This window comes from Agrobacterium salinitolerans (genome assembly GCF_027498475.1).
Classification (GTDB): Bacteria; Pseudomonadota; Alphaproteobacteria; order Rhizobiales; family Rhizobiaceae; genus Agrobacterium; species Agrobacterium salinitolerans.
Genome location: NZ_JAPZLN010000002.1, coordinates 132,110 through 156,244, shown reverse-complemented (window position 1 = coordinate 156,244; position 24,135 = coordinate 132,110). Strand labels below are relative to the sequence as shown.

Annotated in this window: 24 protein-coding genes and 1 tRNA gene; 8 read left to right on the top strand and 17 right to left on the bottom strand. The window is 60.1% G+C overall.

From position 1 onward, the window contains the following. Positions 1-8: 8 nt before the first annotated feature. Genes O9X91_RS09520 through O9X91_RS09505 form a run of 4 tightly spaced genes read right to left on the bottom strand, consistent with a single transcriptional unit; the run spans position 9 to position 2,432 of the window. Positions 9-437, bottom strand: a complete 429-nt coding sequence (locus O9X91_RS09520) for a DUF1178 family protein (protein ID WP_077985146.1) — start codon at positions 435-437, stop codon at positions 9-11. Continuing rightward, positions 434-1,294, bottom strand: a complete 861-nt coding sequence (locus O9X91_RS09515) for a carbon-nitrogen hydrolase family protein (RefSeq protein ID WP_269833722.1) — start codon at positions 1,292-1,294, stop codon at positions 434-436. The genes O9X91_RS09520 and O9X91_RS09515 overlap by 4 nt, the downstream gene beginning before the upstream one ends. 33 nt (positions 1,295-1,327) lie before the next feature. Then, on the bottom strand, positions 1,328-1,582 hold the full coding sequence (grxC, locus tag O9X91_RS09510) for a glutaredoxin 3 (RefSeq protein WP_003522552.1): 255 nt from the start codon (positions 1,580-1,582) through the stop codon (positions 1,328-1,330). A gap of 58 nt (positions 1,583-1,640) precedes the next feature. Beyond that, entirely contained in the window at positions 1,641-2,432 is a 792-nt protein-coding gene (locus tag O9X91_RS09505) for a ComF family protein (protein WP_077985147.1), read from the bottom strand. A 143-nt stretch (positions 2,433-2,575) separates the two neighbouring features. Between O9X91_RS09505 and O9X91_RS09500 the strand changes: the two genes are divergently transcribed. Continuing rightward, positions 2,576-3,457, top strand: a complete 882-nt coding sequence (locus O9X91_RS09500) for a methyltransferase domain-containing protein (RefSeq protein ID WP_142912025.1) — start codon at positions 2,576-2,578, stop codon at positions 3,455-3,457. A 19-nt stretch (positions 3,458-3,476) separates the two neighbouring features. On the opposite strand, the gene O9X91_RS09495 is transcribed toward O9X91_RS09500, so the two are convergent. The 6 genes from O9X91_RS09495 to O9X91_RS09470 all read right to left on the bottom strand — a co-directional run bounded on the left by O9X91_RS09495 (position 3,477) and on the right by O9X91_RS09470 (position 7,641). Further along, complete coding sequence (locus O9X91_RS09495; protein WP_077985149.1) at positions 3,477-3,665, bottom strand: Flp family type IVb pilin; 189 nt, start codon at positions 3,663-3,665, stop codon at positions 3,477-3,479. Positions 3,666-3,759: 94 nt separating this feature from the next. Continuing rightward, positions 3,760-4,074 carry a hypothetical protein gene (locus tag O9X91_RS09490; protein WP_269833721.1) on the bottom strand — a complete coding sequence of 105 codons (315 nt, stop codon included), beginning with the start codon at positions 4,072-4,074 and terminating at the stop codon, positions 3,760-3,762. A gap of 171 nt (positions 4,075-4,245) precedes the next feature. Further along, complete coding sequence (gene mutT / locus O9X91_RS09485; protein WP_003522547.1) at positions 4,246-4,659, bottom strand: 8-oxo-dGTP diphosphatase MutT; 414 nt, start codon at positions 4,657-4,659, stop codon at positions 4,246-4,248. Beyond that, positions 4,656-5,432 carry a GNAT family N-acetyltransferase gene (locus O9X91_RS09480; protein ID WP_142912026.1) on the bottom strand — a complete coding sequence of 259 codons (777 nt, stop codon included), beginning with the start codon at positions 5,430-5,432 and terminating at the stop codon, positions 4,656-4,658. Before O9X91_RS09480 ends, mutT begins: the two co-directional genes overlap by 4 nt. Before the next feature lie 18 nt (positions 5,433-5,450). Beyond that, the gene (gene argJ, locus O9X91_RS09475; protein ID WP_142912027.1) at positions 5,451-6,692 is read right to left on the bottom strand and encodes a bifunctional glutamate N-acetyltransferase/amino-acid acetyltransferase ArgJ; all 1,242 of its coding nucleotides are present in this window, start codon (positions 6,690-6,692) and stop codon (positions 5,451-5,453) included. A gap of 85 nt (positions 6,693-6,777) precedes the next feature. Beyond that, entirely contained in the window at positions 6,778-7,641 is an 864-nt protein-coding gene (locus O9X91_RS09470) for a peptidylprolyl isomerase (RefSeq protein WP_077985321.1), read from the bottom strand. Between the two features lie 242 nt (positions 7,642-7,883). Between O9X91_RS09470 and secA the strand changes: the two genes are divergently transcribed. The 5 genes from secA to O9X91_RS09445 all read left to right on the top strand — a co-directional run bounded on the left by secA (position 7,884) and on the right by O9X91_RS09445 (position 15,658). Then, positions 7,884-10,592, top strand: coding sequence for a preprotein translocase subunit SecA (secA, locus tag O9X91_RS09465; RefSeq protein ID WP_142912028.1), 2,709 nt, complete (start codon positions 7,884-7,886; stop codon positions 10,590-10,592). A gap of 135 nt (positions 10,593-10,727) precedes the next feature. Continuing rightward, positions 10,728-11,621 (top strand): DMT family transporter, encoded by an 894-nt coding sequence (locus O9X91_RS09460; protein ID WP_137411494.1) that lies wholly within the window; start codon positions 10,728-10,730, stop codon positions 11,619-11,621. An 81-nt stretch (positions 11,622-11,702) separates the two neighbouring features. Further along, positions 11,703-12,905, top strand: coding sequence for a glucans biosynthesis protein MdoC (mdoC, locus tag O9X91_RS09455; protein WP_269834296.1), 1,203 nt, complete (start codon positions 11,703-11,705; stop codon positions 12,903-12,905). A gap of 57 nt (positions 12,906-12,962) precedes the next feature. Continuing rightward, entirely contained in the window at positions 12,963-14,378 is a 1,416-nt protein-coding gene (gene uppV, locus O9X91_RS09450) for a Wzx-type polysaccharide biosynthesis protein UppV (protein WP_142912030.1), read from the top strand. A gap of 8 nt (positions 14,379-14,386) precedes the next feature. Beyond that, positions 14,387-15,658 carry a GNAT family N-acetyltransferase gene (locus tag O9X91_RS09445; protein ID WP_142912031.1) on the top strand — a complete coding sequence of 424 codons (1,272 nt, stop codon included), beginning with the start codon at positions 14,387-14,389 and terminating at the stop codon, positions 15,656-15,658. Positions 15,659-15,712: 54 nt separating this feature from the next. Here O9X91_RS09445 and uppQ read toward each other — a convergent pair whose 3' ends face one another. Further along, positions 15,713-16,366, bottom strand: coding sequence for a polysaccharide biosynthesis GNAT family N-acetyltransferase UppQ (gene uppQ / locus O9X91_RS09440; RefSeq protein WP_142912032.1), 654 nt, complete (start codon positions 16,364-16,366; stop codon positions 15,713-15,715). A 356-nt stretch (positions 16,367-16,722) separates the two neighbouring features. Between uppQ and O9X91_RS09435 the strand changes: the two genes are divergently transcribed. After that, positions 16,723-16,807: transfer RNA gene (locus O9X91_RS09435), tRNA-Leu, on the top strand. A gap of 61 nt (positions 16,808-16,868) precedes the next feature. On the opposite strand, the gene O9X91_RS09430 is transcribed toward O9X91_RS09435, so the two are convergent. The 6 genes from O9X91_RS09430 to O9X91_RS09405 are packed head-to-tail and all read right to left on the bottom strand — an operon-like array spanning position 16,869 to position 22,923. Continuing rightward, positions 16,869-17,711, bottom strand: coding sequence for an amidohydrolase family protein (locus O9X91_RS09430; RefSeq protein ID WP_142912033.1), 843 nt, complete (start codon positions 17,709-17,711; stop codon positions 16,869-16,871). Positions 17,712-17,736: 25 nt separating this feature from the next. Next, entirely contained in the window at positions 17,737-18,726 is a 990-nt protein-coding gene (locus O9X91_RS09425) for an aldo/keto reductase (RefSeq protein WP_269833719.1), read from the bottom strand. Beyond that, a complete protein-coding gene (gene uxuA, locus O9X91_RS09420; protein WP_142912035.1) occupies positions 18,723-19,916 on the bottom strand; it encodes a mannonate dehydratase in 1,194 nt (397 codons plus the stop codon). Before uxuA ends, O9X91_RS09425 begins: the two co-directional genes overlap by 4 nt. Positions 19,917-19,919: 3 nt before the next feature. Beyond that, complete coding sequence (locus O9X91_RS09415; RefSeq protein ID WP_269833718.1) at positions 19,920-21,392, bottom strand: mannitol dehydrogenase family protein; 1,473 nt, start codon at positions 21,390-21,392, stop codon at positions 19,920-19,922. 18 nt (positions 21,393-21,410) lie between these two features. Continuing rightward, positions 21,411-22,151: an SDR family NAD(P)-dependent oxidoreductase gene (locus tag O9X91_RS09410; RefSeq protein WP_149742896.1), complete on the bottom strand. Its 741-nt coding sequence runs from the start codon at positions 22,149-22,151 to the stop codon at positions 21,411-21,413. Between the two features lie 22 nt (positions 22,152-22,173). After that, a complete protein-coding gene (locus O9X91_RS09405) occupies positions 22,174-22,923 on the bottom strand; it encodes a GntR family transcriptional regulator (protein ID WP_269833717.1) in 750 nt (249 codons plus the stop codon). A gap of 154 nt (positions 22,924-23,077) precedes the next feature. Here O9X91_RS09405 and O9X91_RS09400 point away from each other — a divergent pair, with 154 nt between their 5' ends. Further along, positions 23,078-24,118: a sugar ABC transporter substrate-binding protein gene (locus O9X91_RS09400; protein ID WP_340689324.1), complete on the top strand. Its 1,041-nt coding sequence runs from the start codon at positions 23,078-23,080 to the stop codon at positions 24,116-24,118. Positions 24,119-24,135 lie beyond the last annotated feature (17 nt).

Genomic DNA, 24,135 nt, shown 5'->3' with positions numbered 1-24,135 from the left:
CAACAAACTCAATTCACGTCATCAGGCAAGACCGGCAGCGGCGCGATCTCGATACCCTCATCCAGCAGGGCCCTGGCTTCCTGCGCAGAGGCATTGCCGATGATGCCGCGCTCATCCGCTTCGCCATAGTGGATCTTGCGGGCTTCTTCCGGAAATTTATCGCCGACATCCTCGGCACTGGCGCGGATATTGGCGACAGCCTCGCGGATTTTCGCCATCGCCTCTTTTCTGGCCGTATCCATGGCGAGCGTCTGGCGTTCGTCTTTCTTGCGGGCGGTAGAGACCGAAGGCGCCATCAGTAGTTTTGATACCTGCACGGAATTGCAGACCGGGCAGGACAGGAAACCGCGCTGCAACTGATTGTCGAAATCGTCGCTACCGGCAAACCAGCCTTCGAACTCATGGCCCTTTTCACAGGCCAGCGCATAACGGATCACGCCGCTTCACCTCCAGCAGGTTTCAAGGGAATGACAGTGTCCAGTCCGAACTCGCGGGCATTGCGCAGATTGGGAATTTTGCCACGCGCGGCAGCCACCATCGACGTATCGATCTCGGCGAAGATGATCTCTTCGCCAGTGCCGCCGGCAATGGCCAGAACCTTGCCCCATGGGTCAATGATGATGGAGTGGCCGAAGGTCTCCCGCCCGTCCTCGTGCACGCCGGCCTGCGCGGCGGCGATGACGAAAGCGCCATTTTCGATGGCGCGGGCGCGCAACAGGATTTCCCAATGGGCTTCCCCCGTCTGCCTGGTGAAAGCCGCCGGAACCGTCAGAACTTCTGCACCGGCCAGCGCTTCAGCGCGAAAAAGCTGCGGGAAACGGACGTCGTAGCAGATTGCGAAGCCGAATTTCCCCAGCGGAAGTTCTGCGATACGCGCGACTTCGCCGGGGTGATAAGCGGCGCTTTCACGCCAGCTTTCACCATTGTCGAGATCGACATCGAACATGTGGATTTTGTCATAGCTGCAAATGCGCGAACCATCCGGCGCGAAGAGAAAACCGCGATTGGCAATCTTCCCATCCGGCCGGGCAATCGCGGTCGAGCCGACATGGACATGAATGCCGAGCTCACCGGCGAGACGGGCGGCCGTCGCAACGATGATATCGCCGTCGTCATCTCGCAATTGCGCACGCAGCGCCTGCCTGTCCTTCTGAATCGCACCCGTCATTTCCGGGGTCTGCACATAAACGGCGCCCTCGGCCGCGGCCGCGCGCACAAGCCGTTCCATATCGGCGGCGTTTCTTGCCGGATCGACGCCGGAGCGCATCTGAATGGCGGCAGCCTTGAAACTCATCACATCCTCCATACCCGCGAGAATCGCGGCCGATCAGGCGGCCAGCAGCGCGTCCAGTTTACCGGCGCGCTCCAGCGCGTGCAGATCGTCGCAGCCGCCGACATGCTGGCCGTTGATGAAGATTTGCGGGAAGGTCGTTCCGCCGGATTTCTCGATCATTTCCTGCCGGTATTCCGGTGTCGTCGTGGCGTTATATTCGGCGTAATCCACGCCCTTGCTGTCCAGCAGCGCCTTGGCGCGCGCGCAATAACCACAAAAATCCCGCGTATAGATCGTCACCGGTGCCATGTTCTCGAAGCCCTCGCAAACGTGCGGTAAAACGCACGATAAAGTCGTCATTCAGGTTTCATATAGGCCCGGAAATGGCCATTGCAAAGGTCAAAACCGTCACATCCGCGGCACCGGCCTTGCGCAGGGCGCGGCTTGCCGCACCCACCGTCGCGCCGGTGGTATAGACGTCGTCCACCAGCACCACGCGCTTGCCATGGAAATCACCTTCACGGCCGGGCGCAAGCGAGAAAGCGCCGCGCACATTGTCGCGCCGAGCAAGTGCGGAAAGCCCAACCTGCCGCTCCGTCGGCTTCACACGCAGCAGCGTGCCGGCAGCCAAGGGCTTGCCGGCGACCCTGGCCAGATGCCGGGCCAGCTCGGCGGATTGATTGAAGCGGCGGCGCAGGAAACGGTTGCGATGCAATGGAACCGGCACGATGCAATCGCAGGCATCCACCGTTCCGTCGCTTGCCCTTAGCATCCACAGCGCCATCAGGCGGGCGAGATCGGTCCGGTCCTGATATTTCAGCCGGTGCACGAGTTTGCGGGCGGTTCCCTCATGGCTTGCGACGGCGCGCAGCCGGTCAAAAGGCGGCGGTTCGGCAATCGCCTGCGCGCTCACGAAACCGTCTCCGTGATCCCGCGCGAAGGGAATGCCCAGAACCTCGCAAAAAGGACGATCGATAAAGGCCACATCCCGCCAGCAATCCGCACATAAGGCGCCCTCGCCGCCGGTCATGCGGGTGCAGCCCGCGCAGGTTGGCGGATAGACCATACGAAAGACCGCACGCCACATGTCTCCCGCCGCCGCCGGCACGGCCGCAGACTTCGACAGCAAACCCGAAAACAGACTTTCACCAGCACCCATGAGGTTGACTTTACCGCCGAACGGGTGCCTTTGCGAGAGCGATAGTTTCCTCCCGACACCGGGAAAACGATGCCCCAAGCGGCATGAGACCAACGATACGGCCCGCCGATCTCAAAGGCGCTTGAGGCCGAGCAGGCAAGACGATGGATATTCTCTTTGACCAGGCCCTGATCGAACAAAACCGTCACCGGGCGTGGGCCAGGCGCGACGACAAGGCCCTGTTTCTTCTCGATATGGCAGCCGAAGAGCTGGCCGACAGGCTTGCCATCGTCGAGCGCCAGTTCGAGACCGCGATCGAACTTCACGGCGGAACCGGCGTCACGGCGCGACGCCTGGCTGAGACTGGCAAGGTGGATACCATTCGCCGTATCGAAACCGAGAGCTCTTTCGCGACGGATGCGAATATTCCCGAGGCCGCCTCCATGGAGCATCTGCCGCTTGAGGAGGCCTCCGCGAATCTCATCGTTTCACCGCTTGCCCTGCACCTGACCAACGATACGCCCGGCGCGCTGATCCAGATCCGGCGGGCATTAAAACCGGACGGCCTGTTTCTCGGCGCCATTCCAGGCAGCGGTACCCTGCAGGAACTGCGCGACGTGCTGCTGACCGCAGAGGCCGAACTGACCGGAGGTGCCAGCCCACGTGTCATTCCTTTCGCCGATGTACGAGACGTCGGCGCGCTTTTACAGCGCGCCGGGTTTGCGCTCCCCGTGACCGATGCGGAAAGCTATACGGTGCGTTACGATTCAATTTTCCCGCTGATGCGCGACCTGCGCGCCATGGGCATGGCCAACCCACTGGCAAGCCGCAGCAGAAAGCCGCTCAACCGCGCTTTTTTTCTGCGCGCGGCAGAGCTTTACGCCGAGCGATATTCCGATCCTGACGGACGGATAAGGGCGACATTTTCGGTTATTTACGTATCAGGCTGGGCGCCGCATGAAAGCCAGCAGAAACCGCTTAAACCCGGTTCCGCCAAGGTGCGACTTGCCGATGCCTTGAAGACAACAGAGGTGAAGCTGTCCTGAGCGATCAGCCAAAAGGTTTCTACTCGGCCAAAGTGTCTGCGATGAACTGAAACACGTCATTGATGTTGCTGCTGATGCTGCCTGCGCCAACGATCAGGGCAGCGGAAATCACCCCGACAATCAGCCCGTACTCCACCGCTGTCGCACCGTTTTCGTTTTTGCATAGATTGATAAGAAAATGCAGCACAGGATATTCCCCATCCGCCATCCGGCGCGTTGCGACAACCGGCGTCCACCCTGTTGAAATCAGCTTTATATTAGGCCGGCGATGTGAGGAATCCGTTACCGTTGATGGTAAACGATCAGCAACCGCTCTCGTTGCTATAACCCATGACCACGCAGGGCGTTTCCGGCATCGGCTGGGTGATGCTGCGACGGATGGAATAGGTCTTGCCCACATCGGTCTTCTTGATGGAGCCCGTGTTGATCATGTCGTAATTGTCAGGAAACTGCGCCACCCTTGTGGAGGATTTTCCGGCAAGCATGGGAGTGACGATCAGCGAGAGCGCGATAACCGCCGTGCCGAAAAGCAGCGCCACATTGAGCACGCCGGTGCGACGGGACTTGTCAGGATAAGAGTGACGACCTTCCACCGTCTTCCAGAAATCCTCGTTCATGACCAACCTCGTCTCGCGCAGTTTACCGCTTCTTTAGCTTAACAATCTGCCAGAGGGTGCTGAACGATCTCTTAACGAAGCCCCGTTTTGGCACGGTAAAGCACTGGAAGAGAGGTGTTTTCACGAAGCTGTGACGGGATAAGGCAGGAGGGCCGTAGTGCCCCCTCGGTTCTACAGCAAATCCTGGAGGAAGGGGATGAGCGGCTCATCGGCCGGCGGCATGGGGTAATCGCGCAGCGCCTGGGGTTTGACCCATTTAATCGCCTGCCCTTCCCGGCCATGGGCGATGCCTTCATAGCGACGGCACACATAAAGCGGCATCAGGAGGTGAAAGGTCTCGTAGGTATGGCTGGCAAATGTCAGCGGCGCGAGGCAGGCGACCTTGGTTTTGATACCCAGTTCCTCGTCCAGTTCACGGACAAGGGTTTCCTCTGGCGTCTCGCCATGCTCCACCTTGCCGCCTGGAAATTCCCATAAGCCCGCAAGCGACTTGCCTTCGGGACGCTGCGCCAGAAGAATGCGGCCGTCCTGATCGAGAAGTGCGCAGGCGGCGACCAGCAGGATTTTTTTTCCCGCCTCGCTCATTCACCTGAACCCTTGCGCCAGTAGCGATAACGATAAGCCTCAGAGAAGCCGAATTTTTGATAAAGGGCGATGGCAGGCGCATTGGTGGAGACGACCTGCAGCCAGGCGGTTTTTGCGCCGCTTATTCTGGCCCAGCGCAGTGCCGACGACAGAACCTGCGTGCCCACCCCCTTTTTACGTTGCGACTTTTCGACATCAAGCGAGATGACGCCGGCAAGATCGTTATCCTGCACGCAGATCATGGTGGCGAGCGGGTTACCCTCCACTTCCTCGTTGATGAAAAGGCCGAGCGTCGGTTTGATGGAACTGACGATTTCAGCGATTGCCGGGCGCAGCGCCGGATCGCCATCGCTGACCTTGATGCTGGCTTCGACAAACCGGCCGATATCATGGCTCGGAAGACTGACCAGCGTTTCCGGCAGCTCCATGCTGGAGAGATCGGCCGTCATAACCATGACCTCTTCGAAGACAGACCAGCCATCAGCAGACAGAAAATCCACGAGTTGCCGCGGCATCAGTGTCGTTTCGCGTACCACCAGCGGCCGGCCGAAATCCTCGAAACGCTTGCGCGCCTTTTCCAGCCGCAGCGCGCTGTTTCCGTAATCGGACGGATCGAGCGGCACCACGCAGTTAATGCGTTTGGAGGGGTGTGAACCCGTCAGGCGGATTTGCCAGCTGCCGTCATAAATCACTGACGACGCAGGCCATGCCCGGAAGCTGACGGCTTCCAGACGGCGAACCAGCGGCAGATTGACGGCTTTATTGTCCTGCATTCTCTTCGGCTCCAACGGTCAGCTCCGATAGTCGCCGTTGATCGCAACATATTCTTTCGTCAGGTCACAGGTCCAGACGGTGGCCGTTCCCTGACCGAGACCGATATCCACCTTCACTGGAATGTCTTCGAGACGCATCACTGCGCTGGTTTCCGCCTCCGAATAATCCGGGTCGCGCTCACCGTTGACGGCCACGCGCACGCCGCCGAACCAGATGGCGAGACGGTCGCGGTCTGCCATCTCACCGGACTTGCCGACAGCCATGACGACGCGGCCCCAATTGGCGTCTTCGCCGGCAACCGCAGTCTTCACCAGCGGCGAATTGGCGATGGAAAGAGCGATCTTCTTGGCGGCGGCGTCGTTTTCCGCACCAGTCACGGTGACCTCCACCATCTTGCGTGCGCCTTCGCCGTCGCGAACCACCTGCAACGCGAGATCCTTCAGGAGATCGTTAAGCGCCGTGCGGAAGGAGGACAGGCGCTCGTCATCGGCGCTCGTCACCTTAACCTGGCCGTCTTCCGCTGCTGCACCCGTGGCGAACAGCATCAGCGTATCGGAAGTGGAGGTATCGCTATCAACCGTCACGGAATTGAAGGTCGGGCCGACACCGGCAGACAGCAGCGACTGCAGGGCGGCGGGCTCGATATCCGCATCCGTCACCACGAAGGAGAGCATTGTCGCCATATCGGGTGCAATCATGCCGGCGCCCTTGGAAATGCCGTTGATCGTGACGATCACGCCGCCGATCTCGGCGGTGCGGGTCGCGACCTTGGGATAGGTGTCGGTCGTCATGATCGCCTTGGCGGCTTCCTGCCAGAAATCGGCTTCCGCCCTGACATTCATGTCACCGAGAACGCCGGCAAATTTCGTCGCATCCAGCGGCTCGCCGATCACGCCCGTCGATGCGAGAAAGACCTCGCCTTCAGCACAGCCGACGGCGGCGGCGGCGGATTTCGCCGTCAATTCGGTCGCGGCCTTGCCCTTGAGGCCGGTAAAGGCATTGGCATTGCCGGAATTGACCACCACGGCGCGCGCCACGCCGCCGCCGAGATTGGCGCGGCAGAAATCGACCGGGGCGGAGGGGCACTTCGATTTGGTGAAGACGCCGGCAACACTTGCAGGCTTGTCGAACACCATCAACAGAACATCCGTGCGGTTCTTGTACTTGATGCCGGCGGCGGCCGTCGCCATGCGAACGCCGCGCAGCGCCGGCATGTCGGGATAGGATTTCGGAGCGAGCGGGGAAACGGCAACGGACATGGGAAGCGCCTGAAATTCTGGAAAAGGGGTCTGGAATGCCTGAGATGAAACGGGGCGGCCCATAGCCGCCCCGTAACATTTGTCTTTACTGCTGCGGCTGAGCCTGCTGTTCCTTCGTGGCTTCGTCGTAGCCCTTCTTCAGCGTCTCATCCATGATTTCGATCTTCTGGTCAGCCTTTGCCTTCTCGATGAGGGCAACGTACTTGTCACGCATGACAAGCTGACGAACCTGCGGCTCGACCTGCTCGAAAGCCGGCGGCGGCGCGATACGCTTGTCTTCAAGCTTGATGACGTGGAAGCCGAACTGGGTCTTCACCGGAACCTTGGTGTAGGCGCCCTTTTCGAGGCCGAAAGCGGCCTCTTCGAATTCCGGCACCATGCGGCCCTTGCCGAACCAGCCGAGATCGCCGCCGTCATCCTTGTTGGAATCGGTCGACTTTTCCTTCGCGAGCGCTGCGAAATCCTTGCCCGAATCAAGCTGTTTGATGATGTCCTTGGCGTCGTCCTCGCTGGCGACGAGAATGTGCGCGGCCTTGATTTCCTCTTCCTGCGGCAGGGCTGCGACTTCCTTGTCGTAGCGGGCCTTTACTTCGTCATTGGTGACGGCGTCGACCACGTGCTTGCGGAAATAGGCGTTGTGAAGCTCACGGTCCTGGATGAATTCCATGCGCTTCTTGAAATCTTCGGTCTTTTCCAGCCCTTCGGCGCTGGCGTTCTTCACCAGAAGCTTGACGTCGATCGCACCGGACAAGGCTGCAACCTTCTTCTGCTCATCGGGAAGCTGCGCGAGCTGCGGGTCGAGGTTGCTCATGGCGAGGTCGAGTTCGGACTGGTGGATTTCCAGATCGCCGACCTTGGCGACAACCTTGTCTTCCTGTGCAAAAGCCGGAAGCTGGAGGCCGAGCGTGGCCACAATCACCGCAGCCGCAATTTTATTATAGCGCAACATTTTGAACCTTTCGGGGACAATGCCGGCTCCAGACATGGTTTCCGGCTCTGAAAAAACTTCCAAACACCGGATTGTGGCCATTCTGTAACGGGCAGAACCGTTGACATCATTTGCCCCCCCTCTTATCTGTCACGCAACCTCGCGTCCAGATACGTTGAAGGGCGAAGTCCGTCATTTATGCTGAAATCGGCGTGACGGAGAAAAGCGCCCGGCAAAACGGAATTTCAGAAAGGGCCAGTAATATGGTCAGTCTCGGCGGAATAGCCCGCAAGTTGTTCGGTTCGGCAAATGACCGCCGCGTCCGCTCCTATAAAAGCAAGATCGCAGCCATCAATGCGCTGGAAGAGGCCACCAAGGCGCTCTCCGATGAAGCGCTGGCGGCCAAGACGGCGGAATTCCGCCAGCAGCTTGCCGATGGCAAGACGCTGGACGACCTGCTGATCCCGGCTTTCGCCGTTGCCCGCGAAGCATCGCGCCGCGTTCTGCATATGCGCCCCTTCGACGTGCAGCTGACCGGCGGCATGATTTTGCATGGAGGCGCTATCGCCGAAATGAAGACCGGTGAAGGCAAGACGCTGGTGGCGACCCTTGCGGTCTATCTCAACGCGCTCGCCGGCAAGGGCGTGCATGTCGTCACCGTCAACGACTATCTCGCCAAGCGCGACGCGGCCACGATGAGCAGGCTCTACGGTTTCCTCGGCCTGACGACCGGCGTCATCGTCCACGGGCTGGACGACGACCAGCGCCGCGAGGCCTATGCCTGCGACATCACCTACGCCACGAATAACGAACTTGGCTTCGACTATCTGCGCGACAACATGAAGTATGACCGCGCCCAGATGGTTCAGCGCGGCCACAACTACGCGATCGTCGACGAAGTCGACTCGATCCTGGTCGACGAGGCGCGCACGCCGCTCATCATTTCCGGCCCGCTGGACGACCGTTCCGACCTTTACAACACCATCGACGCCTTCATTCCGCTGTTGACGCCGGAAGATTACGAAATCGATGAAAAGCAGCGCTCGGCCAACTTCTCCGAAGACGGCACCGAAAAGCTCGAGAACCTGCTGCGGCAGGCGGGCCTGCTGAAGGGCGAATCGCTTTACGACGTCGAAAACGTCGCCATCGTCCATCACATCAACAATGCGCTGAAGGCGCACAAGCTCTTCACCCGCGACAAGGACTATATCGTCCGTAACGACGAAATCGTCATCATCGACGAGTTCACCGGCCGTATGATGCCGGGCCGCCGTTATTCCGAAGGTCAGCATCAGGCTCTCGAAGCCAAGGAAAAGGTGCAGATTCAGCCGGAAAACCAGACGCTGTCTTCCGTCACCTTCCAGAACTATTTCCGTATGTACTCCAAGCTCGCCGGCATGACCGGTACGGCATCGACGGAAGCGGAAGAATTCGGCAATATCTACGGTCTCGACGTCATCGAAGTGCCGACCAACCTGCCGATCCAGCGTATCGACGAGGACGACGAGGTCTATCGCACCGGCGAGGAGAAGTTCCAGGCGATCATCACCGAGATCAAGGCGGCGCATGAGCGCGGTCAACCGGTTCTGGTGGGTACGACGTCGATCGAGAAATCCGAGCTTCTGGCCCATATGCTGCGTCAGTCCGGCTTTACCGATTTCCAGGTTCTGAACGCCCGTTACCACGAGCAGGAAGCCTATATCGTTTCGCAGGCCGGCGTTCCGGGCGCAGTTACCATCGCCACCAACATGGCTGGTCGCGGTACCGACATCCAGCTCGGCGGCAACGTCGACATGCGCCTCGAGCGCGAGCTGGAAGGCATGGAGTCCAGCCCTGAGCGTGACGCGAAGGAAGAGGCTATCCGCGCCGAAATCAAGGTGCTGAAGGAAAAGGCGCTGGCCGCCGGCGGTCTTTACGTCATCGCCACCGAGCGCCACGAAAGCCGCCGTATCGACAACCAGCTGCGTGGCCGTTCCGGCCGTCAGGGCGACCCGGGCCGCTCGAAATTCTACCTGTCGCTTCAGGATGACCTGATGCGCATCTTCGGTTCCGAGCGCATGGACTCGATGCTGCAGAAGCTCGGCCTCAAGGAAGGCGAGGCAATCGTCCATCCGTGGATCAACAAGGCACTGGAACGCGCCCAGAAGAAGGTCGAGGCCCGCAACTTCGAGACCCGCAAGAACCTTCTGAAATATGACGATGTGCTGAACGACCAGCGAAAGGTGATCTTCGAGCAGCGTCTCGAACTGATGGAAGCAGACAATATCGGCGAAACCGCAGCCGATATGCGCCACGAAGTGATCGAAACGCTCGTCACCAAGCATATTCCGGAAAATGCCTATGCCGAACAGTGGGATATTGCAGGCCTGAAGGCCGGTGTCGCGCAGTTCCTCAATCTCGACCTGCCGGTGGAGGAATGGGCGAAAGAAGAAGGCATCGCCGAGGACGATATTCTCCAGCGCGTCACCGAGGCCGCCGACAAATATGCCGCCGAGCGCGCGGAACGTTTCGGCCCCGAGATAATGACCTATGTGGAACGCTCGGTCATTCTCCAGACGATCGACCATCTGTGGCGCGAACATATCGTCAATCTCGACCATCTGCGCTCTGTCGTCGGCTTCCGCGGTTATGCACAGCGCGACCCGCTGCAGGAATACAAGGCGGAAGCCTTCGAATTGTTCCAGGCCCTGCTCGCCAATCTGCGCGAGGCCGTCACCGCCCAGCTGATGCGCGTTGAACTCGTGCAGCAGGAACCGCAGCAGCCCGAGCTGCCGGAAATGACGGCGCATCATCTCGACCCTCTCACAGGTGAAGATGAAATGGCACAGAACGCGCAGGCCGCTTTCGTGCCGGCGGGGGATCGCGATCCGGAAAACCCGGCCACCTGGGGCCGTATCGGCCGCAACGAAATGTGCCCCTGTGGCTCCGGCAAGAAATACAAGCACTGCCACGGCGTTTACGAACAGGCCTGAAGCAGTTCCCGACAGTCAAACGAAATCGCCCGCATCTTCAGTTGCGGGCGATTTTCGTTGTGCCACTTGATCGCTGTTGACGGATATCGGCAATTTCCAATATGGGAGCCTCATCGTCTTTCGGAAAACGCTTTCATGGCTCCTCGCGACTTTGCGTCTTATGTTTTTCTCGCACTCGCGTGGGGAATGTCTTTCCTGCTGCTTTTGCATGTCGTGGAGGCCTTCGGCTGGATCGGCGCGGTTACGCTTCGCTCGCTTGTCACCGCCGTCGCCCTGTTTCTGATCGCGATTACGGCCCGCCGAAAGCTTGCATTTTCCGCCAGCTGGCGCGCCTTTGCCGTTGTCGGCGCAACAACCGTCGCGGGACAGTTGATCGGCCTTTCCTATGCGACGCCGCTGGTCGGTACCGCCATGGCGGCCATATTGGTGGCCACCATCCCGCTCTTTTCAATGCTCATCTCACAGCTATGGGGTCTTGAGCGTCTGACACAGCGGGGCTTTGCCGGTCTCGTCATCGGTTTCGGCGGCATTATCCTGCTCGTCGGCTTTCCCGCGGTTCCCGTCACAACCAGCTTCTTCATCGGTTGTGCCGCGTGCGTTGCCGCCTGCATCTGCGCCGCCTATGGCAGCAACTATGCCAGCCGCCATCTCAAGGGCGTGGGTTCGTGGGAAATCACCATCGGCTCCTTCCTCACGGGCGGGCTGATGACTTTACCGCTTCTTCTGGCCGTGCCCCTGCCTGGAGCGCCGCGCTTCATCGACTACGGTTATCTGCTCATACAGGCGGTTGTCATGAGCGGACTTACCTACATCACCTATTTCAGGCTTGTCTCCTCGATCGGTGCAACCAGGGCGATCAGCGTGGAATTCGCCGTGACCGTCGTGGCGGTTCTCATCGGCGCACTGGTGCTGGATGAACCGCTTTCGCTTCCCCAGCTTTTCGGCGCCGGCATCATCATCTTAGGCTGTGCCCTGGTTCTCGATCTCCTTCCCAGGAAAAAGGCTCCGCCCACACCCTCCGGGGCGTGAAGGATTTGTTAGCGTTTTCCACCAATAGTCGTGCTGGTCATTGCTGATCAAACGGGATCGCGCTTACGGCGCGAGGGGAAAATGCAACCGGGCAAATCAGATTACGAGCATTACTGGGACCCGCTAAGGGCCCTCCTCATGCTGCTCGGCATCCCTTATCACGCCTCCCTTCTCTACAGCCATGCTCTGCCATGGGACATCAAGGATTTCGACACCAGCCCGCTTCTGAGCGCGCTGGGTGCTGCGCTCGTCACCTTCCGTATGCCGTCATTCTTTCTGGTTGCCGGCTACTTCTCCACCATGGTCATCGGCAAGAAGGGCAAGATGCGCTGGCTGAGGCAACGTTTCCTGCGTCTCGGCGTGCCCTTTGTCGTGGCGGTCCTTCTGCTCGGGCCATCACAGCTTTTCCTGCTGCAACTGGCCGGTGTCGCCAAAGGCGACATCCCGGCCGACCGGCTGCTTGAAAGCCTACCCGGCCTGCTGCGTCCGAGCGAAGAATGGATCATGCATCTTTGGTTCCTGCCGGCCCTTATCTTCTATTCGATCCTGCTTGCCGGCCTGCTGTTTCTCGCGGAACGTCCGCCATTGGCACATATCAGACACTGGTTCGGCAGCCTGCGCCAGCGGCATGCCGCCCTGTTTTTTGCGGCGCTGTGCATCCTGCCTGTTTTATGGGAATTGACGATCTACGGATCCGGCCTGCTTGCGGCAAAGAGCGGAAGCCCCCTTTTTCTTCTTTATGAACGCGCCTCCGACCCCTATGCGCGTTACATGCCATTTTTCCTCATCGGCGCGCTTCTGCAGCGTGACCGCGCCCTCTTTCACCGCTTTCGCCAGACGGGTCTTCCCACCGGCATCGTCGCGGCGGGCGCCATCGCGACGGCGGTGACCTTGCGCCTGCAACATCCCTTTTCGAATTCGGCGCTGCTGGTGCTGGTGTCGGCAGTTGCGGCGGTGGCGACAAGCCGTCTGTTGATCGATCTCGCCTGCCGCTATTTCGACAAGCCGAACCGGATTGCCAGAGGCATGACGGATGCATCCTTCACTATCTACCTGTTTCACCATCCGCTCATCTACGCCTTCGGAACGCTGTTCATCCTCATTGCGCTGCCGCCCATCCTGGAATTCACCATCATCGTCGCGGCCACCACGGCGGCGGCCTATATGCTGCATCAGGCGATACGTTGCAGCCCGCTCGCCCTTTTCCTGTTCAACGGCATCCGCAGCCCACGCGTGATGGACGATATTGGCACACGGGCCGGCGCGTCCCAAACCCTTCGTTAAGGATGGAGCGGGTATGATCGGCCTGCCTATTCAACTGGAAATGATGGCGTGTGGATCATGGCTATCCTCAACACGGCGGAAAAAGCCCTACCCGCAGACCTGCGCGCGAAGCTTTCGCCGCTGGTAAAGAAAGTCGCCGTTCTTCTTTCCGGCGGAGATGAACTCTCCCGTGCGCAGCGTATGGCGCTCGTTGCGTTTGCGGTGCGTATCGTCAGCGCCGGCATCGCCTTCATTTCCCAGATCATTCTTGCCCGCCTGATGGGCGAATTCGAATACGGCCTGTTCGCATTTGTCTGGGTACTGGTGATCCTGTTCGGCAATCTTTCATGTCTCGGTTTTCACACCACGGTCATACGCTTTTTACCCGGCTATCGTCTGGAGGACGCCCACGACAAGATCATGGGACTGACCTCGACGGCGCGTGTCTTCGCCATGCTTTCGGCCAGCGCGCTTGCGATCTTCGGCTTCGTTTTCCTGTATTTCTTCGGCGAGCGCATCGCTTCCTACTATCTCATTCCCATGTCGCTGGCGCTTTTCACCCTGCCCATGGTGGCGTTGGGCGATGTGCTGAACGGCACGGCGCGCGCAAATGGCTGGGCGGTCTCCGCTCTCAGCCCCACCTACATCGTTCGCCCGGTGCTTATCCTGCTGTTCATGCTGGCGGCAATCGGTCTTGGCGCGGGAAAAACCGCAACGACAGCCATGCTCACGGCGCTTCTTGCCACCTATGTCACCACGCTTTTCCATTTCGTCTTCATGAACCGCCGGCTCAACCGGCATTTCCGCAGCACGGCCCGCAAGGTGCATTTCCGCCGTTGGATAAGCTTCGCCTTCCCGATGTTCCTGATCGACGGCATCGGTTTTTTGATGACCAATTCCGATGTGGTGATCGTCGGCCTTTACCTGCCGCCGGATCAGGTCGGCATTTATTTTGCCGCGGCCAAGACCATCGTGCTGATGCAATTTGTGTTTTTCTCGGTGCAGGCGGCCGCCGCCCCGCGCCTGGCCGCCCTGATGTCGGCCAATGACAGGCAGGGGCTTGCCGGTTTCGCCAGCCAGGCCGCGCGCTGGGCTTTCTGGCCGTCGCTCGCCGTCGGCAGCGTGGTGCTCCTGGCCGGCCCGTTCCTGCTGTCGCTGTTCGGCCCCGGCTTCGTTCAGGGCTATGAGTTGATGTTCTTCCTTTTCGCAGGCTTCCTCGCCAAGGCGCTGATCGGCCCGGGAGAAACATTGCTGAACATGGCCGGCAAACAAAAATTGTGCGTCGCGCTTTATATTATCATCTTTGGTTGCAACATTGCACTCAACATGGCGCTCATTCCGGTCTATGGTCTGGCAGGGGCCGCGGCAGCGGTGGCGATAGCCATGTGCATAGAAGCTGTGCTATTGCATATTGCCATTCGCCGCACACTCGGGATCGTCCTTTTTGCCTTCAACGATCCCCGGGCGGGTCAAAACACTGGGAAGGCGGTGTAACGATAAGCATGTCCAGCGATCCAAAGAATCCGGATTTTCAGGATCCGCGCATCGCGGCGCTGATGGCGTCTGCGGAGCGTGACCGTCCCGTGGCCGACAGCAGCCGACGCGTGGGCCGCGATGGCCGGGAATTCTGCATCTATCCGGGTCAGCTCGGTTATGACATGCAGGAAGAACTCGACTTCCTGTCCAACCGCGTGATGGAGGCGAATGTCTTCTTCACCGGGCGGCTTCTCGCACCCGCCATGCCGCGCATCGAAGACAAGTCCGTGCGCTTCGCCCTCATTCGCGACGAGAACGGCGCCAGAAGCCGCATGCGCTTCCTGATGCCCTTTACCGTGGAAAAGCCGGGTTTTTCCATCGGTCCCTCCATCATTCGCGTCTGGGCCAATCCATTCGGGCCGCTCGGCACGCCGCTGGTCGACACCGAAGGTGCTGCCGAAACCCTCGACAATCTTTTCGATGCGCTGTCCGACAGCAACATGCGTCTGCCGAATGTTCTGGTTCTGCCGGATGTCCGGCTGGAAGGGCCGTTTGCCCGAATGTTCAAAGCCATCGCGCTCAGCCGCAACCTGCCGGTGACGACGACGGGCAATTATTACCGGCCGATGCTGGAAAGCCTTCTTGACGGCAAGGCGTATCTGCGAAACGCCCTTGCGCCGCACCATTTGCGCGAAATGAACAGGCAATGGCGTCAGCTCGAAAAATTTGGGGCCCTCTCCTATACCGTTACCCGGCAGCCAGCGGACGTGCGTTACCGCATGGAGGAGTTTCTGGCGCTGGAGGCGAGCGGCTGGAAAGGCCGCAAGCGCACCGCGCTGGTCAACGACCGTTATCGCGCCGCCTTCGCGCGCGAGGCGATCACCAATCTGGCCGAAGCGGATGCGGTGCGTATCCACACCATCGATCTCAACGGCAGCGCGATTGCTTCCATGGTCGTCTTCATCGCAGCCGGCGAAGCCTATACGTGGAAGACCGCTTTCGACGAAAACTATGCGCAATTTTCTCCCGGCAAGCTGCTGGTGCAGAGACTGACCGACTGGCATCTGGATGACGCCAATATTCTGCGCAGCGACAGCTGCGCCGTGCCCGATCATCCGATCATGAGCCGCTTCTGGCAGGAACGGCAGGAAATGGGCACGCTGGTTGTCGGGCTTGCCCAGAATAGCGACCGGGACGTGCGGCAGGTTTCCACCCAGGTGGACATGTACCGCAATACCCGCAACCTCGCCCGCAGCCTGCGGCAGAAAATCCTGTCCTTCGGACGCAAGGGCAATTGATCCGAAGGGCGCTGGCAGCGCCCTTCGGATTTCAGGACGCGGATGGGACCCGTCTTAGCGCGAGGCCGTCCTGATCATCTTGCACAATTGCGTCAAAGCGGCATCGTATCCGCCACCCAGAATATCGACGCACCGGCGGGCAAGCTTTATCTGCTCCGTGCGCGACATGTCGTTATAGGACTGGATGACCTGACGCATGGCGCGAGGCGTCATCGGCCGGCCGGGATTGTTCGGATTTCCGATATTGCCAGGATTTCCCGGGTTCCCCGGATTGCCAGGGTTACTCGACGAACCTGAGCCGCCAATGCCCAGCCCGACATCGACACCGAGCCCGCTTGATCCGCCCACATTGGCTCCGACATTTGCGTTGACACCGTTGGAACCGCCAACGGAGGCATTCACGCCGGCATTGACCCCGCTGGAACCGCCGACGGATGCGTTGACATCCGCATTGACCCCATTGCTGCCACCGACCGAAGCGTTGACATCCGCACCCAGCCCGCCGCCGCTGCGGCCGCCGATATCAGCACCGGCATTAACCCCGCCACTGCCGCCAACGGAAGCACCGACACCGAGACCACCGCTATCATTGCTACCCACGCTAGCATTCACCCCGTTCTCTCCGCCGATCCCGATATCCAGCGCATGGGCGTTGACCGGTAGGATCAAGCAGGCAGACAGTAACAAATTGCGAGAAAGAGCCCTCATAATTTCCTCCCTATGAGTTGGCTACTCCCGCCCCGCGTGGAAACTCCACATCGGCATCATAGTTTCAATTAGTAATTGCGTATATGCTATTTTATTAGAGATATCTAAAATTATCCGAATAATTCAACCCCAGGTGTATTGTTTTGAAACAGGCGCGACTGATTGAAATGCCTGCGCCGCAGCAATTTCGCCGATTTTTTAAATGTCGGCTCGTGATTTTCGCCCTACGCCACCGCGCACTGGGATAGCCTTTCGTAAAGGCAAATTTCCTGCTTTTGGGCTTGCACGCACGGTCTCGCCCGTGATAGACGCCGTGGCATTGCCTCAGTGACCTGAAACACAATCGGCATCGAAATGCGGGTGTGGTGGAATTGGTAGACGCGCCGGACTCAAAATCCGGTTCCGAAAGGAGTGTCGGTTCGACCCCGACCACCCGCACCACCTCTTACGATTTGCGCGAATTTATCGGCATGAACGAGACCATATCCGGTCAAGGATCATGCTACGCCGCCAGATAAAAACGTCTGGCATTGCCATGGCCGATCGCTGCCTGCTCATCCGGTGAAAGCGCCGACAGAAGCGCTCTCGTCATGGCAATCCACTCCGGCAGGCCGGAACCGAGATCGACCACCGGCCAGTCGCCGCCCCAGACCATTCTTTGGGGGCCGAACAGCGTCAATACGGTTTCCACGTAAGGTCTCACGTTTTCCAGCGTCGTTTGCCCCGGCGCACAATAGGCGGTGACACCCGAAAGCTTGACGGAGAGATTGGGCAGGCGGGCCAGATCGGCCATGCGCTCGCTCCAGGCGGAAAAATCGTTTCCGGCGATATCAGGCGTGCCGCAATGGTCGAGCATGAAGCGGACATTGGGGCAGGCCCGGACAAGTTCGGCGGCAATGGCCAGCTGACGGGAATGAAAACACAGATCGACCGGCCACCCGGCCTTGCCGATCTTGCGCACATTTCGGCGATAGTTTTCCGCACGGCTGGTATCGTCGGGCATGACCTGGAGGATACGCCGGAACCCGACCACTTTGAGGTGGCGGCATTCCTCCAGCCAGGCGTCGAACCCCTGATCCGTTTCCGGCCGGCAGCTGGCGATCTGGCCGAACATCGGCAAGGTCCCTTCCCCAACCATGCCGGCCACAAGCCGGGCTTCCGCCCTATAATCACTGTCATCGACCCCGGTTTCCATGAAGATCGTGCCGACGACACCGCTGCCCTCGACAAGAGCTGCATAGTCCGCCCGGGTGAAGCTTCCCGCAAGGCTCGGCTCGCCGCGCGTCCAGGCATAACCGAGTTTGCCCCGCAAGATCAGATGCTGGTGGGTATCAATGAGGTCCATGGCGTCCTCCTCCCTGTCGTGCCAGTCAATCGTCAAGAGCGAGCGCGTCAAAACCCGCCCAGGCGGCGTCCGGCACGGCCGTTTCGAAAATAGATAGATTGCGCCGGAGGCTGTCCGGTTTTGCCGTGCCGATCAGCACGCTGGCGACATCGGCGTTTTGCAGCGGAAAATGCAAAGCGGCCGCCGCGAGCGCGACGCCGTGGCTGGCGGCGTGATCTTCCATAGCGCGCACCCGCTCCATGACTTCAGGCGCAGCTTCATTGTAATTGAAGGTCGCGCCCGGCTTTGCACCGGTTGCAAGAATGCCCGAGTTGAAGACACCACCGATCACAAGCGCGGTGCCGGTTTCCGCGCAACGCCCAAGCAGCCGCGCCGCCGCCGACCGGTCGAGCAACGTATAACGGCCCGCCAGAAGGATGCAGTCGATCTCGTCTATCTCCATGAGGTTCAGACAGGCCGGAACCTCGTTCACACCAAGGCCGAACGCGCCGATCAGGCCTTTCGCCTTCAACTCGTGCAGCGCCTCGATGCCGCTTTCGGTGAATATTCCGAAATGATGGCGATAGGCTTCCTCTCCAAGCGTGGTCTCCTCCAGATCGTGGACATAGAGAATATCCACCGAACCGAGACCAAGCCGGGCAAGGCTCTGCTCATGCGAGCGCATGATGCCGTCATAGCTGTAGTCGTATTCCACCACGAAAGGCAGCGCGTCGACAAAACCGTAATCCGGTGTCACGCCCGCTTCGGCCGGTTTCAGGATCCGCCCGACCTTGGTGGAAAGCACGAATTCGTCGCGTGGTTTTCCCTGAAGAAAATCCCCGACGCGTCGTTCGGAGAGGCCCTGCCCGTAATAAGGTGCGGTATCGAAATAACGGATACCGGCGTCCCAGGCGGCTTGCAGCGTCGCCAGCGCATCCTCGCGGCTGACGCGGCGGTAGAGATTGCCGATACCGGCAGCGCCGAAAGAAAGCTCGCTCAGCGACAGCGCCGTGCGTCCGAGTTTGCGGCTTTTCATGCGGCAGCCTCCTCGCGGCGGAGCTGATGTTCGACTGTGCGGATGACGCCACGGAGTTCGCCGAGGCCCTTCATGCGGCCGATATAGGAATAGCCGGGGTTGGTCTTTTTCGTGATATCGTCACCCAGCAGGTGGCCATGGTCCGGCCGCATCGGAATATTGGTTCGGCGGCCCGCCCGGGCGGCAGCCCGCTCCTCGCGCAACAGCGCCTCGATGACGCCGATCATGTCGGTTCCGCCATCCAGATGATCATCCTCGAAGAAAGAACCATCCGCCTCGACGGTGACATTTCGCAGATGGGCGAAATTGATGCGGGACGCGAATTCCTTTGCCATCGCCACGAGATCATTATCGCTGCGGGCACCGTAGGAGCCGGTGCAAAGGGTGATGCCGTTGTTCGGACTTTCAACAGCCGACAGGATGGCGCGAATATCCGATGGTGTTGATACCACGCGCGGCAGGCCGAACAGGGAGAATGGCGGATCGTCCGGATGGATGCCGAGATGCACGCCAACCTCCTCCGCGACAGGCACAACCTCCCGCAGAAAGGCGAGAAGATTGCCCTGCATGGTCGCGCTGTCGATGCCATCGAAGGAAGCAATCAGCGCGGCGATGGAGTCGCGCGTCTGCACCAGCGCGCCACCCGGCAGACCGGCGATGATGTTGCGCTCCAGAAGCGACTGCTCATCTTCACTCATTTTCGCGAAGCGCGCTTCAGCCCGCGCCACCAGCGCGGGATCATAATTTTCCGCCGCACGGGCACGCTTCAGGATGAAGACGTCATAGGCGACGAAATCCGCCATTTCGAAGCGCAACGCCAATCCCGTGTTGCGCGCCTGCCAGCGCAGATTGGTGCGCGTCCAGTCCACGACAGGCATGAAATTGTAGCAGACGACGGGAACACCCGCACGGCCGAGACGGGCGAGCGTATCTTTCCAGCGCGCAATCGCCTTCGCGCCATCGGCGTCGCCGCGCTTGACGGACTGCTCCATCGGAATGGATTCGCAGACGCTCCATTCCAGACCGGCCGCCTCGATCATCGCCTTGCGTTTGGCGATCTCTTCCGCCGGCCATGCGGTGCCGTCGGGGATCTGGTGCAGCGCCGTCACCACGCCGCTGGCGCCCGTCTGCCGCACATGCTCCAAGGTGATGGGGTCCGATTCACCGAACCAGCGCCAGGTTTCCTTCATAGTCTACTCCTCCGAAAAATGCCGTTCGATGGCGCCCAGCGCGCCGTATTGGACGATGTCGCGATAAGCGGCCCGAAGCCCCGTGACGAATACGTCGTCAGCCTGCCATTCAGGGCCGAAGACGCGACGGAATGTTAAAAACCGGTCCACGACCGCATCCGAGTCCTCACCGATGCTGGTTGGTGCACTCCATTCGGCAAAAGCCGGATCGGCCATGAGGATGGGCTCGCCGCGCTCGTTCAGTGCTGCGCACGACCGTATCCAAAGGGCGACGGCGAAAAGAGCCGCCGCATCCGGCGCGCCTGCGGCACGCAGCTCCGCAAGTGGCGCGAGAATGCGTTGCGGCACTTTCTGTGAAGCGTCTGAGGCGATCTGGGCGGCGCGATGACGAAGGGCGGGGTTGGCGAAACGCTGGCGCAGACCGGCAACATAGTCCGGACCGCTGACGGCCGGGCTCAATGTCGAACCGACCTCCCGCCAGTAATGGTCGATGTAACCGCGTACACGCAGATCGGCATAGATATCGGCGATCGTCTCAAGCCCGCTGCATTGACCGATTGCGGCCATGGCGGTGTGAGCGCCATTCAGCATCCTGAGCTTCATATGCTCATAGGGCTCGACCTCGTCAACGATTTCGGCACCTGACAGCTCGATGCCAGGGCGACCGTGCGGAAAGCGATCCTCGATCACCCAACGGAAATAAGGTTCCGCAATCACCGGCCAGGCATCCTCACAGCCGAGACGCGCCGTCACACGCTCACGGTCGGTAGCCGTGGTGGCGGGCACGATGCGGTCCACCATGACGCAGGGGCAGGAAAGATTTTCTGCGATGAACGCAGCGAGATCCTCGTCGGTGATACCAGCCATCTCCACCAGAAGACGGTGCAGGATGCGTCCGTTGGACGGAAGATTGTCGCAGGAGAGCAAAGTCAGCGGCACAGCCCCCGCGGCCCGCCGGCGTCTTGTTGCTTCCAGCAGAAAACCGAGCGCGGAGCGCGGCTTTTGTGGATGCGCCAGATCATGAACGACATCGGGATGGTGACGAAGAAGCGCGCCCGCCGACAAATCGGCGAGGTAACCCTTTTCCGTCACCGTCAAAGTGACGATCCTGATACGCGGATCGGTCATGGCCTGCAGCAGGCGCTCTGGATCCTCAGGAGCGACGATGGTCTCAAGGATGGAACCGACGACCCGCAGCGTCTCGTTTTCACCGTCACGCAGGCAGAATGTATAGAGATTGTCCTGTGGCGCGATGGCATCGCGCGTATCGGGGCTGCGCAGCGAGGCAGCAACAATGCCCCAGCCGGTTTCGCCACGCGCCAGGCAATCATCGATGAACACGGCCTGATGGGCGCGGTGAAAGGCGCCGACGCCGAGATGCACGATGCCCGGTGTGACCGCTTTGCGGTCATAAGCTGGCACGAGCACGTCTTGCGGAAGATGGGGCAGTGCAAGGGAAGAAAGACGATTGGTCACGTTTGTTGTCTCCGTATCTCAGCCGAATTGCAGGCCGCCATTCATGTCGACGACAGTGCCGGTCATGAAGCCGGACAGCGGCGAGGCAAGGAAACGCACGGCATGGGCCACCTCTTCCGGCTGGCAGAACCTCCCGACGGGAATGGCTGCGAGTTGCCGCTGACGGTCTTCCTCAGACAATTGCTCCATGATCATCGGCGAAACCACATAGGCCGGTGCGACTGCATTGGCGGTAACGCCGAAGGGCGCAAGTTCGCGAGCGGACGAGTAGGTGAGGCCGACCATTGCCGATTTCGACACCGAATAGGCCGTGCCCGCCGTCAGGCCGCCGGACTTCCAGGCATAAGACGAGATGTTGATCAGCCGCCCCCAGCGGTTTTCCTTCATGGCGGGAACGACGGCCTGCGTCAGCAGCAGCGCGGCATCGAGATTGACGGCCATCAACTTGTGCCATTCGTCAAGCGTGGTCGCGGCCAGTTTGTGCGGCGACAGTACGCCGGCATTGTTGACGAGAATATCGATGACCTCGAAACGATTGGCGACATCTTTCATGACGGCCTGTAGTGCCGCCGCATCACCGAGATCGACCGCAATGGGATCACAGGCGTTGCCAAACCCCTCCGCAAGTGCCGTCACAGCCTCGATATCGCGATCGAAGGCGAGCACCCTTGCCCCTTGCGCCACCAGCGCCGCGACCACGGCGCGGCCGATGCCGCCGCACGCGCCCGTCACGAGCGCGGTCTTGTGTTTCAGTTCCATTCCGTCTCCTCCACGTCCACTATCAGATGGACAAATGCTTGCGCTCTTCTTCGGGCAGCTGTTCGTAGATCACGAAAACCATATCCAGATGCGTCACCAGCGCTTTTTCCGCGGCGTCGGCATCGCCCTGGTCGAGGGCGTCGACGACTGCCAGGTGCTCCTCGATCACGGCGGGCAACCGCTCCGGTTTCGCCCAGTAGCGATGGAACCGCGACAGCGTCACCTTGGCGGCAAGGATTGCCTGCCAGACGCCCTCGCGGCCGGAGAATGTGCCGAGCAGCCGGTGAAACGCCTCGTCGGCGTGGAAAAAGCCGTTGGCGTCGTTGGCGGCGATGACCCTTTCCTGCTCGGCGATGACGTCGCGCATCGTGCGGCTCATCTCTTTCGTCCATTTCGGAGAGACCTCGCGCAGCAGCGCCACTTCCAGCGAACGGCGGATAAAATGGCTGTCCTGAATTTCACCGAGCCTGATCGGTGCGACGAAGCTGCCGAGCTGGGGATAGACATCCACAAGCCCCTCTTCAGACAGGCGCTGGATGGCGGCGCGCACCGGCGTGCGCGACACGGAAAACTGACGGCAGATGGAGTTCTCGCTGATTGGCGCACCGGGCGCCAGCCGCACTTCGACAATGGCCTGACGCAGGGCCGCATGAACCTGATCGGCCACGGATCCATAGCGGTTGACCACAAGCTCCACGCTCTCGATTCCAGGGCCTGAGGCCTCCTGATGGCCGCCGCGTCCGGCAAAGCCGGCATTGGTGTTTTTCGTCATGAACGCTCCCCTTTTGAAAGGCCGCCGTGAAAATCTGATTGCAACTTGGATACAAGTATACTAGTGTCCATGGTGCTTACGCAAGTCGGCTGTTGGGAGAAAAAGCGATTAAGGGGGGTTCCAGTCGCTTTTTTTTAAAGAAACAGGCCGTTTCATGGAGGAGAAAAACATGACGCATTTCATGCGCAGCCTCGTCGCTGCCGCAATCATCGGCGCTGGAGCCTGCGGTGTTGCGCAGGCGGCGGACGCCAGCAAGGTCGCCCTCGTTCCAGGCGGTCCGCACCCTTATTTCGCTGCCTGGGAGCAGGTCGGCAAGGACGCCGCCAAGGACTTCGGTCTGGCGGGCGCCGACTATAAGGTGCCGCAGAAATGGGAACTGGCACAGCAGAACCAGCTTCTAGAAAGCCTTCTGAGCCAAGGGTATAACGGCTTCCTGATTTTCCCCGGCGATCCCGTCGGCGCGGTCTCCACAGCCGAGGAACTGACCGGCAACGGCGCAAACGTGATTGCCGGCGCCGGCTGCTTCAAGGACCCTTCGCCTGCGGCCTTCTGCCTCGGCACCGATACCGGCAATTCGGCCTATCTCGGCACCAAGGAACTCATCAAGGCAATGGGAACGGGCAAAAAACGCATCGCCCATTTCACCGGCTTCCTTGTTGACCCCAACACCCAGCTTCGTATCGATGCCGTGAAGAAGGCGGCTGACGAAGGCGGTGCCGAGGTCGTTCAGGTCATCGCCGATATCGACGCGCCGGAACCGGCCGAGGAAAAGATCAACGCTTACCTCGCCGCCCATGCCTCGGAAGTGGATGGCATCGTCACCACGGCCTGGGTTCCGGCGGTCGTTGCTTCCAACGCCCTGCGCAAGATCGGCGACAAACGCATCCACATGGTCGGCATCGACCACGACGAAGTGGTGCTGAAAGCGATCAAGGATGGTTTCGTTGATGGTACGATGCTGCAGAACCCCTATGGCCAGGGTTATGTCGGCTCCTTCGCTTTGAGCAAATTGCAGTCCGGCTGCAAGGTGAAGGCGGACGCGCCGTTCAAGTCCAACGCACTGACGACCAAGTTCATCGATTCCGGCACCGCCTATGTCGATGCCAGCAAGGTCGATAACTATGTCGATGCCATGCGCGCCGAGACCAAAAAGCTGCTTGCGAACTTCGATGCGACGTATCTGAGCTGCAAATAATCAGGCTTTTTAACACC

Excerpts from the sequence above, each read along its gene's own strand:
- O9X91_RS09410 (WP_149742896.1), bottom strand. The coding sequence starts at position 22,151 with ATGGAACTGAAACACAAGACCGCGCTCGTGACGGGCGCGTGCGGCGGC.
- grxC (WP_003522552.1), bottom strand. The coding sequence starts at position 1,582 with ATGGCACCGGTGACGATCTATACGCGGGATTTTTGTGGTTATTGCGCG.
- O9X91_RS09495 (WP_077985149.1), bottom strand. The coding sequence starts at position 3,665 with ATGGCGGATGGGGAATATCCTGTGCTGCATTTTCTTATCAATCTATGC.
- O9X91_RS09500 (WP_142912025.1), top strand. The coding sequence starts at position 2,576 with ATGGATATTCTCTTTGACCAGGCCCTGATCGAACAAAACCGTCACCGG.
- O9X91_RS09505 (WP_077985147.1), bottom strand. The coding sequence starts at position 2,432 with ATGGGTGCTGGTGAAAGTCTGTTTTCGGGTTTGCTGTCGAAGTCTGCG.
- O9X91_RS09400 (WP_340689324.1), top strand. The coding sequence starts at position 23,078 with ATGGAGGAGAAAAACATGACGCATTTCATGCGCAGCCTCGTCGCTGCC.
- mutT (WP_003522547.1), bottom strand. The coding sequence starts at position 4,659 with ATGAGCGAGGCGGGAAAAAAAATCCTGCTGGTCGCCGCCTGCGCACTT.
- argJ (WP_142912027.1), bottom strand. The coding sequence starts at position 6,692 with ATGTCCGTTGCCGTTTCCCCGCTCGCTCCGAAATCCTATCCCGACATG.
- O9X91_RS09445 (WP_142912031.1), top strand. The coding sequence starts at position 14,387 with ATGTCCAGCGATCCAAAGAATCCGGATTTTCAGGATCCGCGCATCGCG.
- mdoC (WP_269834296.1), top strand. The coding sequence starts at position 11,703 with ATGCAACCGGGCAAATCAGATTACGAGCATTACTGGGACCCGCTAAGG.
- uppQ (WP_142912032.1), bottom strand. The coding sequence starts at position 16,366 with ATGAGGGCTCTTTCTCGCAATTTGTTACTGTCTGCCTGCTTGATCCTA.
- secA (WP_142912028.1), top strand. The coding sequence starts at position 7,884 with ATGGTCAGTCTCGGCGGAATAGCCCGCAAGTTGTTCGGTTCGGCAAAT.
- O9X91_RS09425 (WP_269833719.1), bottom strand. The coding sequence starts at position 18,726 with ATGAAAAGCCGCAAACTCGGACGCACGGCGCTGTCGCTGAGCGAGCTT.
- uppV (WP_142912030.1), top strand. The coding sequence starts at position 12,963 with ATGGCTATCCTCAACACGGCGGAAAAAGCCCTACCCGCAGACCTGCGC.
- O9X91_RS09460 (WP_137411494.1), top strand. The coding sequence starts at position 10,728 with ATGGCTCCTCGCGACTTTGCGTCTTATGTTTTTCTCGCACTCGCGTGG.
- O9X91_RS09470 (WP_077985321.1), bottom strand. The coding sequence starts at position 7,641 with ATGTTGCGCTATAATAAAATTGCGGCTGCGGTGATTGTGGCCACGCTC.
- uxuA (WP_142912035.1), bottom strand. The coding sequence starts at position 19,916 with ATGAAGGAAACCTGGCGCTGGTTCGGTGAATCGGACCCCATCACCTTG.
- O9X91_RS09480 (WP_142912026.1), bottom strand. The coding sequence starts at position 5,432 with ATGCAGGACAATAAAGCCGTCAATCTGCCGCTGGTTCGCCGTCTGGAA.
- O9X91_RS09515 (WP_269833722.1), bottom strand. The coding sequence starts at position 1,294 with ATGAGTTTCAAGGCTGCCGCCATTCAGATGCGCTCCGGCGTCGATCCG.
- O9X91_RS09430 (WP_142912033.1), bottom strand. The coding sequence starts at position 17,711 with ATGGACCTCATTGATACCCACCAGCATCTGATCTTGCGGGGCAAACTC.
- O9X91_RS09405 (WP_269833717.1), bottom strand. The coding sequence starts at position 22,923 with ATGACGAAAAACACCAATGCCGGCTTTGCCGGACGCGGCGGCCATCAG.
- O9X91_RS09490 (WP_269833721.1), bottom strand. The coding sequence starts at position 4,074 with ATGAACGAGGATTTCTGGAAGACGGTGGAAGGTCGTCACTCTTATCCT.